We start from the raw sequence: 10,300 nt of genomic DNA on the forward strand, positions 1-10,300 counted from the left end.
CAGTGGATACGCGGGGAGAACATGGGGCCGGGCGCGGTGCAGTTCCTCGCCAGTGAAGTCGGCTACACGGATGTCCTGGCCGAGCACGGTTACACCTGCGGGCTGTCGGGGAAGTGGCACATGGGCGACAGCCTCCACCCCCAGCACGGGTTCGGCTTCTGGTATGCCCACCAGCTCGGCGGCGGGCCATACCTCAACGCGCCGATGATCCGCGATGGCGTGCCCTATGAGGAACCGGGCTACGTCACCGATGTCATCACCGATGAGGCGCTGGGCTTCCTGGACCGCCAGGGCAGCGACCCGTTCTGCCTCTATGTGGGCTATACCGCCCCGCACAGCCCGTGGGTAGGCCATCCGCAGGACGTCGTCGACTCGTACGACGACTGCCCCTTTGCCTCCTGCCCCCAGGAGCCGCGCCATCCGGGGGCGGGGCCGCTGACCGACCAGTGCCTCGGCAACCGCGAGATGCTGAAGGGCTACTTCGCGGCGGTCACGGCCATGGACACCAACATCGGGCGTCTCTTGGACTGGGTCGAGGCGCATGACCTGGCGCGCGACACGCTCATCGTCTTCGGCTCGGACAACGGGTTCTCGTGCGGGCACCACGGCTTTTGGGGCAAGGGCAACGGCACCTACCCGCGCAACATGTTCGAGAACTCGGTCAAGGTGCCGTTCATCATGAGCCAGCCCGGTGTGCTCCCCGAGGGGCAGGCGGTATCGAGCCTGGTCAGCGCCTATGACTTCATGCCCACGCTGCTGGACCTGCTGGGCCTGCCGCTGCCCGAGGGCCGCAACCTGCCGGGCCACAGCGTGGCTCCGCTGCTCACCGGCGGCGACGCGGCCCCCCGCGAGCTGGTCTGCGTCTACGATGAGTATGGCCCGGTGCGCATGATCCGCACCGAGGAGTGGAAGTACGTGTACCGGCACGGGTACGGCTACAACGAGCTGTATGATCTCGTGAACGACCCGGACGAGCGGGAGAACCTGGCGAACGTGCCGTCGCAACATGCGCGCATCCGGGAACTGCGCGGGGAGATGGAGGCGTGGTTCGCCCGGCATGTCGAGGCGGACAAGGACGGTCTGAGGGAGCCGGATACCGGCGACTAGGAGTGCGGCTCTGCAGAGCCGCAGGTAGCCGCTAGGCCACCACAGGGAGGGACACCATGTCAGCCGAGAAGAGGCCTTGTCCAAAGTGCGGTGAGAGCAACTACGCGACCGACGCAACGTGCCTGTCGTGCGGAGCGCCGCTGACGGCCGCGGCCGCGCCGCGCGTTCCCCTGCCCCCTCCGCCGGCGCGGGTCTACGCGCCCGCGCCGGCCGCTTCGGGCATTGATGCGCTCATTCCGTCCCGCAACCCGCAGGCCTTGGCGGCGTACTATATCGGCCTGTTCTCGCTGCTGCCCCTCGCCGGTCTGCCGATGGGCATCGCGGCGCTCGTGCTGGGGATCAAGGGGCTGCGCTTGGCCCGGGCCCACCCGGAGGTCCGGGGCACGACACATGCCTGGGTCGGGATCATCTGCGGCGGCTTCTGGGCCCTGGTCAACGTCTTCATCGTGATCGCGATCGTGGCGGCCATCATCACAGACCACTGACCCGCCCGTAGCGCCACCCACACCATGAGCATCTCAGTCATCATCATCAGCTACAACACCTGTGAGCTGATGCGCAACTGCCTGGCCTCCCTGGCGGCGCATCCGCCCTCCTGTGACCACCGGATCGTCGTCGTGGACAATGCCTCGGCCGACGACACCGTCGCCATGGTCAGGCGCGAGTTCCCGTACGTACAGGTGATCGCCAACGACGCCAACGTGGGCTATGCCGCGGCGATCAACCAGGGGCTGCGCGAGGACGAAGCGAGCGACGTGCTCATCCTCAACAGCGACATCGAGGTCCGCGAGAGGACGGTGGACCGGCTGCTGGCCTTCATGGCCGACACGCCACAGGCGGGGATGTGCGGCCCGCAGCTCATTCTGCCGGACGGCCGGCCGCAGCAGACCTGGCGGCGAGGCTTTACGCTGGGGCAGTTCGCCTGCCAGCAACTCCTGTTGGACAAGCTGTCGCGTGGGCGCGGACGTCCCGGAGGCGCCGTGGACGGTGCCGCACCGCGCTCGGTCGAGCATCTGGACGGCGCGGCGCTGCTGGTGCGCCGCGAGGCGATTGCCGCCGTCGGTCCCATGGATGAGGGCTACTGGATGTACTGCGAGGACAGCGACTGGGCACTGCGCTTTCGCCGCGCCGGGTGGGAGCTGTACTACGTGCCCGAGGCGATCATGCTGCACCACCACGGCGCCAGCTCGCGCCAGTGTCGTGCGGAGATGATCGCCTCGTACAACCGGGCCGCGGCGCGGTACTTCCGGCTGCACGAGGGGGCGTTGGCCGGAGGCATCGCGCGGGTCCTCGGGCTCACGGGCACGTCCCTGCGCCTGTGTGGAGCGCTGCTGGGCAGCATCCTCACGCTGGGGCTGGTGCGACCGTTGGTGCAGCGCACGACGCTGTTCGCGCGGGCGCTGGACCTGCAGGTGCGCCGCCGCTGACGGCGCCCCGACGCCCCTCACGCCACCTTGCGGTCTGCCGACACGGCCACCACCCTCGGCCGTCGTCCCCGGCCATGGCCGGGCCGGGCTACACCCGATCGCCCCGCGGCCGTTACCCCCTCCAGGTAGTCGCAAGTGTCGCGCAGAAGCGCGAGGTTGAGGCGGATGGCGTCCCGCGCCGTCAACCAGGCGCGCTCGGCCTGCCGCTCAAGGTCCGCGCACTCGGGGTCTGCGACTGGAGGCTTGCGGTGCAGGGCCTCCCGATGGGTCTCCAGGGCCCGGCCCAGCGCCTCGCGCAGGTGGCGCCGCAGGTCATCCACGCGCCGGGCTTCGTGAGCCATGATCGCCGCGCGGTGCTCCTGTGCGAGGGCCTGCAGTGCCTCCCAGGCCGCCGCATCTTGCCTCAACGCCGTCGCGTATGCCTCGTTCACCTGTGTTGCCTCCTCGAACGTGGACCCGGCTGCACCGCCCGAAGCCTCTGCCCCTGGCGAGCCCGCGGCGCGCGGCCCGTCACTGTAGTTGACACATCGGCAGATGCGCGATGGTCTTGAGGCGACGTGCTTGTCCTGGAGGGATGGACGGCGTGGGAGGGAAGTGTCGGGCAGGGACGGCCAGAACGGCGGACGGCCCCCACACTGCACCACAGGAGACCCCTGCCATGTCACGCCAGGCTATCGCGCCGCTTCTCATGCTGCTGGCCGTGTGCACCGCCGGGGCGCAGACGACCCCGAACTTGGTCCGCAACCCCGGCTTCGAGCAAGTGCAGGGCGGCTTGCCGAGCGCCTGGACACTCACCGGAGCAGCGACCCTCGACAACGCCCAGTTCTACGTCGGTGCGATGGGGCTGAGGCTGCAGCAGGCCGCCCCGGGCACCACGACCGCGACCCAGGTGGTCCAGTGCGGCCAGCAGGAGTACGTGGCCTGGACGTGGGTGCGGACAGAGAAAGTGGTCGGGACTGGCGCGCGCCTGCGGCTCCTGGGCCAGACGGGGCAGGTGGTCGCCGAGACCAGGCCCCTGACCGGCGACAACGCCTGGACGCGCCTCGTCCTGCCCTTCAATCCCGGCAACAACGGCAAGGTCACGGTGGAGCTGGCCCTGGCGCAGGCCGGTGGCAGCGCGTGGTTCGACGACGTGATGGTTACGGACGCGACCTCGGCCAAGCCCCTGCTCACAGCCGTAGAGCAGGGCCCGCAGCGGGAGAACCTCGCCCTCGGCAAGCCCTACGAGCTGTCGCCGCCGCCGAACTACGAGTACTGCACCGACCCGGACGACACCAGGCAGCTAACCGACGGGCAGTACACGGTGGGGTACTTCTGGACGCAGAAGAGCACCGTGGGATGGTACCTCTACAGCCCCCAGATCACCATTGACCTGGGCCGCGTGCAGCCCATCTCGGGGATCATGGTCAACTGCCCCGGCGGCGGCGCGGCCGGGGTGCAGTTCCCCGGTGAGATCACCTACCTCGTCAGCGACGACAATGACCGCTTCTACGAAGTGGCCCACCTGACTCCCAAGGGCCTCAAGCAGGACGGCAAGAGCTGGTATGTCCACAAGTTCCTGGCCGGTGGCCTCCAGACCCGTGGCCGCTATGTAATGGTGCGCCTCACGGCGACCGGCTCCACCGTGTTCAGTGACGAGGTCGAGGTGTACAAGGGCGACTTCGACCCCGCGCTGGCCCGGTTCGAGGGCCCGGCGCGCAGCCGGGTAGAGATGGCCTTCGCGCAGTACTCCCTCTCCCCCACGACCTACACGCGCGGCCACTTCCCCGAGACGCCGCATGTGAAGTGGGCGACGCCGCTGGCGGGCGGCGCCATCAAGTCCATCGTGATGTGCTACAGCGACGACATGCGCGATGTCTGCGAGCTGGCGCAGCGACTGGACCTGGACTACGTGCCGGTGTCGCACTACTCGTACTACCGGGCCACGCCGCTGGGGACGCTGATGCAGGAGCAGGTCGAGCAGGCCCTGCCCGCGGTCGAGGTGATGGTCGTCGGGGGCTTCCGCTGGGACGCGATGCCGAAGGCGCTGCTCGAGCAGATCCGGACGCGGGTGCGGGACGGCATGGGGTTGGTGCTGGTCAACAGCGCGGCGCCGTTTGTCAAGCCGGTGGAGGAGTTCTGGACCCAGACGCCGCTCACGGGCGATCAGGGCCTCACCGACCTGGTGCCGATGGCGCTGATCCCCGCCTACCACAAGCCCGCCAAGTCGCACTTCCGCCTGGCGCAGTATGGCCAGGGACGGGTGGCGCTGGTGGACCCCGGGGCCTACACGGCCTCCGCGCACTCGCTCACCCCGTCCTGGGGGCTGGAAGCGCTAGACGATGATGCCAACTCGCCGCTGGAGTACCAGTGGGCGGCGCTGTGCAAGACCATCCTGTGGGCTGCGGGGCGGAACGACCGCAAGCTCGAACAGATCGCCGCGACGCCCGAGAAGCTGAGCGTCAGGGTCGTACCGCTGTCCGCTCCGGCGAAGCTCGAGGTGGTGGTGCGAGACGTGTTCTTCAACCCTCTGCGCACCGAGACGCGCGACGTGCCGGCAGCAGGTCTCGTGGCCGAGATACCCGTCCCGGCCGACACCAACGGGGCGCACGGAGTGGACGTGTGGCTGCGCGACGTGGCGGGCAAGGTCATGGACTTCGGCTCGACCAGCTATGCCACGGACAACGGGGCGCGAATTGATGGCGTGACCCTCGACCAGCCGGTGTATGCCCCGCAGGCGCCGATCAGGGCCACGGTCAAGCTCAGCGGTGATGGTCAAGGCCTGGCCCTGCGCACGGAACTCGTGGATACCTATGGCCGCAAGCTGGCCTCCCCCCCGGCGACCCCGGTAACCGGACCGGAGACGGTGCTAACGCTGCCGGGCTGCACGCCGCTGACGCTCGAAGCTGACTTGTTCGTGTCCCTGGTGCAGGGCGAGAGGACGCTCGGTCGGCGTCTGGAGCGCGTCTGGCTGGACCTGCCGGAGCGGGATGACTACACCTTCATGGCGTGGTACTCGTGGGAGTTCCAGCCGACAGCCTACTACGGAGACCAGCTCCTGCGGGACATCGGGCTCGATGGGTATGTGTCCCTGCCGGGCACATGGCGCGCTCGCAACGCGGCTTACGGTAACCTGCGTCACGGGCCGGAGAACGTGTCGCGGGTGGCGCCGGAGAACCCTCCGGGCGACGAGAGCCGGGTGCGTGTGCCGTGTCTCACCGACCCCGCCTTCCGCGCCAAGACCGCCGAGCGCATCGAGAAGCTGGCGGCCGAGGCGCGCCCCTATGGGGTCACGGAGTGGTCACTGGGCGACGAGTCCACGCTGGGGGCGTGGCGCGACTACTGCACCTCCCCCACCTGCCTGGCGGCGTTCCGCGAGTACCTCAAGCAGCAGTACCCCTCGCTGGACGCGCTGAACGCGAGTTGGGGCGCCCGCTTCGCCTCGTGGGACGCCGTGGAGCCTGCCCGGCTCACCGATGTGCAGGGCAAGCCGAACCTGGGCGCCTGGCTCGACCATCGGCGCTACATGGAGAGCCTGTTCGCCGAGTACCACGACTGGTGCAAGGGGCTGATCACGAAGCACATCCCCGCCGCGAGGGTGGGCATCTCGGGCACGCCGGGGGTGAACTCGTTCAGCGGGCACGACTGGTGGAAGCTGATGCAGGGGCCGATCACCCATCTGTCCAGCTACGGCGGCATCCAGCGGCAGATGCAGCGCTCGTTCGCTCGGCCCGGGACCTTCGTGTCCAGTTTCCTGGGCTACGACTACAAGGACAACGACGAGCAGAGGACCCGGTATGGACCATGGGACCTGGTGTTCCACGGGAGCAACGGCGTGAACTACTACACGCTGGTGAGCGACACGCTCAACTGCCCACTCATACGCCCGGACATGACGCTGACCCACAAGGCGCCCTTCACGTTCGAGGAGATACGGCAACTGAAGGATGGCTTCGGGCGGCTGTTCATGTGCGCCCGGTATGCCCACGACGGCATCGCCATCCACTACTCGCCCGCGAGCGTGCATGCCGCCACAGCCACGGGGCTGTTCGACAGCCGTGACCGCATGCGCCGGTTTGACAACAACCTTGCGAACCTGGGGATGATCCTGGGCCAGCTCCACCTGCAGTACAACTTCGTGCACGAGGAGCAGATGGTGCAGGGGGAACTGAAGAAGTACAAGGTGCTGATCCTGCCGTGGTCGTCAGCAGTCAGCGAGCGGGAGGCAGCGTCGATTCGGAGCTTCGTGCAACAGGGCGGGACGGTGATCGCCGACAGCTACTGCGGCGTGCGCGACGTCCATGGCCGACCGCAGGCGATGCTCGACGACCTGTTCGGGGTCAAGCAGCCGCTGGCCCCACCTGAGCTGGTGGCCCGGCCGCTACAGGTGAGCCGCCAGGGCATTACCGCGGCGTGGCCGGGGACCGTAACAGTGGCCTCAGGCAGCCCTGACCTGCAGGTGACCACAGGCACGGCGCTGGCGACGGTGGGCGACAAGCCGGCGATCATTGCCAACCGTGTGGGCAAGGGCCGGACGATCTTCCTGAATGCCAGTTTGAACACGTACGCCGAGGTGTCGGCCGGGGGTGTGGGTGGCGAGACGCAGGAGGAGGAGATCAGCGCGGAGACGCTGACGGCGCCCCTCCGAGGGTTGATGCGCAGCGTCCTGGCGCTGGCTGGCGTCCAGGCTCCGGTGCAGGTCGCTGCCCCGGACAACCAGGATGCCCAGGTGGAGGTCTCGCGGCTGAACCTGGGGCAGGGGCAACTCCTGGGCGTGGTGCGGTCCATCACCCAGGGCCCGGTCAACCGCCAGGACAAGCTGGCCTGCACGCTGACGCTACCCGCCCCGCAGTTCGTCTACGAAGCGCGCTCGGGACGCGCGTTGGGCAAGGTGGCGCGCATCGGCGACGCGCTGGAGCGAGGCCTGGCGCGGGTCTATGTACTGCTTCCATACGCGGTCAGCAAGGTGACAGTGGTCGGCCCCGCAACCGTCCGCAGGGGCCAGCCGCTCGCCCTGAGGCTGTCGGTGCTGGCTGCGGGGAAGGCCAGGCCGGGGACGCACGTGCTGCATGTGAGCCTGGCAGGGCCTGACGGCCGGGAGCGGAGGTACTACGCTCAGAACGTCGTGGCCCAAAGCGGGCAGGCTGCGGCGGCTGTCCCCCTGGCGCTCAATGACGCAACTGGGAAGTGGACGGTCACCGCAACGGACATGTCCACCCGGGTCGTGGGCGCCATGGTCGTGACGGTGCGGTAGCCCGACGAGAGAACGCTGACCGGACGAGGGCCTGCGCCCTCGCCCGGTGGGTGTTCGTTCAGTTCCCGGGTCGGTTCAGTCGCCGGCAAGGGCGACGCTGACAATCCGCTCGACCAGGCGGATGCACTCGGCCTCGGCCACGTAGACATCCCCACCAGGGCTCACCGCGATGCCCAGATCATCGGCGAACTCGGCGGTGTCACCGCGTCCGTCTTCCCGCCCCGACGAGCCGGTGCCGGCCACTGTGCGCACGACGCCAGTCGGGCTAACGCGCCGGATGCGGTAGTTGTAGCGATCGGCCACGAAGAGGTAGCCGTCCGGTCCCGCCGCGACAGCCCATGGGCAGTAGAAGCGCGCGGCAGTGCCTGAGCTGTCTACATAGCCGCTCGTGTTCGTCCCCGCCAGCGTCGTCACGACGCCGTCGGGCGTGACCTTGCGGATACAATGGTTGTAGGTATCCGCCACATACGCGGTGCCATCGGGGCCGACCGTGATGCCGCGCGGGTCGGTGAACTGGGCGGAAGAGCCGGTGGCGTCCACGTAGCCGCTGGCGCCGGAGGTGGAGCCCGCCAGCAGGCCTACCTGCCAGTTCGTGGCGACCATCGGGTCACCGCCGGTATAGCGCAGTGTGCGCACCCGGCTGCCACCGGCGCGCTCGCATATGTAGACGATGCCGCCAGGTCCGACCGCCACGGCTCCGGGGGCAGCAAACTGGGCGACATTCCCGCTGCCGTTGTTGTAGCCCGAGGTACCGTCGCCGGCAATCGTCGCCACCTGGTAGAAGGCCGGGTTCCACGGTTCCCAGGGCAGCGCCGCCGTCCAGCCCGTCTGGGGGCTACGGATCAGCCGCACCCGGTCGTTGTCCAGATCTGTGACCACCAGGAAGGTCGTGTCCGTACCGGCTGGCAGGGAGCCGGAGGTCGAGAGGATGCCATCAGGAACGACGGCAACGCCGCATGGGTAGCTGAGCTGCGCCACGTTGCCCAGGCCGTTGACGTGCCCGGCAGTGCCCAGGCTCCCGGCGACCGTGGTCACGCGGCCGCCCGGCTCGATCCGTCGGATGGCGTTGTTGTCGGCGTCGGCGGCGTACGCCACCCCGTCGCTGTCCACGGTGAGACCGACAAGGAGCCGGAAGCGTGCGTTGGCCCCCATGCCGTCCACGAAGCCGTTCTGACCCGTCGTGGAGCCGGCCAGAGTACGGACCGACACCTGCGGCGAGCCCTTGCCGCCGCTGCTGTCCTTGTTCACCGCCTCGGGCGGCGAGTACGGGTCCGTCGCCGCCGCCACCGTCACCGTGAACTCGAAGGCGCTGACCCCCGCAGGCACCGCGAAGGTCCATTTCACCGGCTCACTCGTCGCCCCCGCCGCCAGGTCCGGGCACGCCAGGTACGGCCGCGGATCGCCCCCGGACCACGGCACCATCCCCGCCGCGTTCGCCAGCACCACCGGCTCGCTCGGCGCCGCACCCACCTCGCCCAGAGGGAAGTACCCGCCGGCGGGCACCACCCGGCGGATACTGCTGTTTCCGTTATCGGCCAGGTACAGCGTCCCGCTGCTCGCCGCCGCCACCAGACGCGGCGTATGGAACCGCGCCACGTCCCCGGTACCGTCCGTCGACCCGGCGACCCCGTTCTGGCCCGCCAGCGTCTGCACGATCCAGTTCGACGAACTCCCGATCGCCGCACCCTCGCGCAGCCGCAACTGCCGCAGCGTCCGCGCGTTCATGTCCGCCACCACCAGCGACACCCCTCGACCCCGGTCCGGCAGCGCCGCCACACCGTACAGCGAGTTGAAGGTCGCCACGTTCCCATAGCCGTCCGTCGCGCCGCCACTGCCCGACCCCGCGGCCGTCGTCACCTGACCCGTCGGCCGCACCACCCGCACCCGGTAGTTGCCCGCATCCGCCACGTACACGTTCCCGTCCTCATCCACCGCCACGCCCCGTGGACCGTTGAACGACGCCGCCGTCCCATTCCCCTCCGCGAACCCCGCCGCACCCGACCCCGCCAGCGTCGTCACCAGGTAGTGCGACGGCAGTGTCCCGTCGCCGCTACTCAGCGCGATCCGCCGCACCCGGTGGCCCCCCTGCTCCGCCACGTAGATCACGCCAGCGGCATCCACCGCCACCCCCGCCGGACGGCTGAACGTCGCCGTGCTCCCCGTGCCGTTGGTGCCGCCCTCCACCCCCGTCCCCGCCACCAGCGACGCCACCCCAGCCAGCGTCACCCGCCGAATGCGGTGCCGCGTGTAGTCCGCCACAATCAGCGACCCGTCCACCGGGTTCTGCGCGATGCCCGTGGGGTTGTCGAACCGGGCCGCCGTCCCCAGGCCATCCACATACCCCGCCACGCCGTCGCCGGCCAGCACCGACACCGCCCCGCCCTGCACCTTCAGCACCTGGTTCCCACCCGTCACGTACACCGCCCCGTCGCTGGCTGCCGCCACTCCCGAGGGGCCACTGCCCAGCGCGGCCAGAGACGACACGTTCACCAGGCTCCGAATGTCCCCCAGCGCGATCGAGTTCGTGATCTCG

6 protein-coding genes are annotated in these 10,300 nt (G+C 69.3%); 4 read left to right on the forward strand and 2 right to left on the reverse strand.

Annotated features, from left to right (window positions below):
• From LLH23_05850 to LLH23_05860, 3 genes are all read left to right on the forward strand, one after another.
• Positions 1–1,107, forward strand: a 1,107-nt coding sequence (locus LLH23_05850; protein ID MCE5237997.1) for a sulfatase-like hydrolase/transferase, incomplete at its 5' end; no start/stop codon positions are given.
• Between the two features lie 56 nt (positions 1,108–1,163).
• Positions 1,164–1,592, forward strand: a complete 429-nt coding sequence (locus tag LLH23_05855) for a zinc finger Ran-binding domain-containing protein (GenBank protein MCE5237998.1) — start codon at positions 1,164–1,166, stop codon at positions 1,590–1,592.
• A gap of 24 nt (positions 1,593–1,616) precedes the next feature.
• Complete coding sequence (locus LLH23_05860; protein ID MCE5237999.1) at positions 1,617–2,534, forward strand: glycosyltransferase family 2 protein; 918 nt, start codon at positions 1,617–1,619, stop codon at positions 2,532–2,534.
• A gap of 17 nt (positions 2,535–2,551) precedes the next feature.
• Here the strand turns inward: LLH23_05860 and LLH23_05865 are convergent, their stop codons facing one another.
• Positions 2,552–2,965 (reverse strand): hypothetical protein, encoded by a 414-nt coding sequence (locus tag LLH23_05865; protein ID MCE5238000.1) that lies wholly within the window; start codon positions 2,963–2,965, stop codon positions 2,552–2,554.
• Between the two features lie 227 nt (positions 2,966–3,192).
• On the opposite strand from LLH23_05865, the gene LLH23_05870 reads away from it, so the two are divergent.
• Positions 3,193–7,767, forward strand: a complete 4,575-nt coding sequence (locus tag LLH23_05870) for a beta-galactosidase (GenBank protein ID MCE5238001.1) — start codon at positions 3,193–3,195, stop codon at positions 7,765–7,767.
• Positions 7,768–7,842: 75 nt separating this feature from the next.
• Here the strand turns inward: LLH23_05870 and LLH23_05875 are convergent.
• On the reverse strand, positions 7,843–10,300 hold a 2,458-nt coding region (locus tag LLH23_05875), incomplete at its 5' end, for a hypothetical protein (protein MCE5238002.1).

The sequence above is a fragment of the bacterium genome (genome assembly GCA_021372615.1).
Taxonomy (GTDB): Bacteria; Armatimonadota; Zipacnadia; order Zipacnadales; family UBA11051; genus JAJFUB01.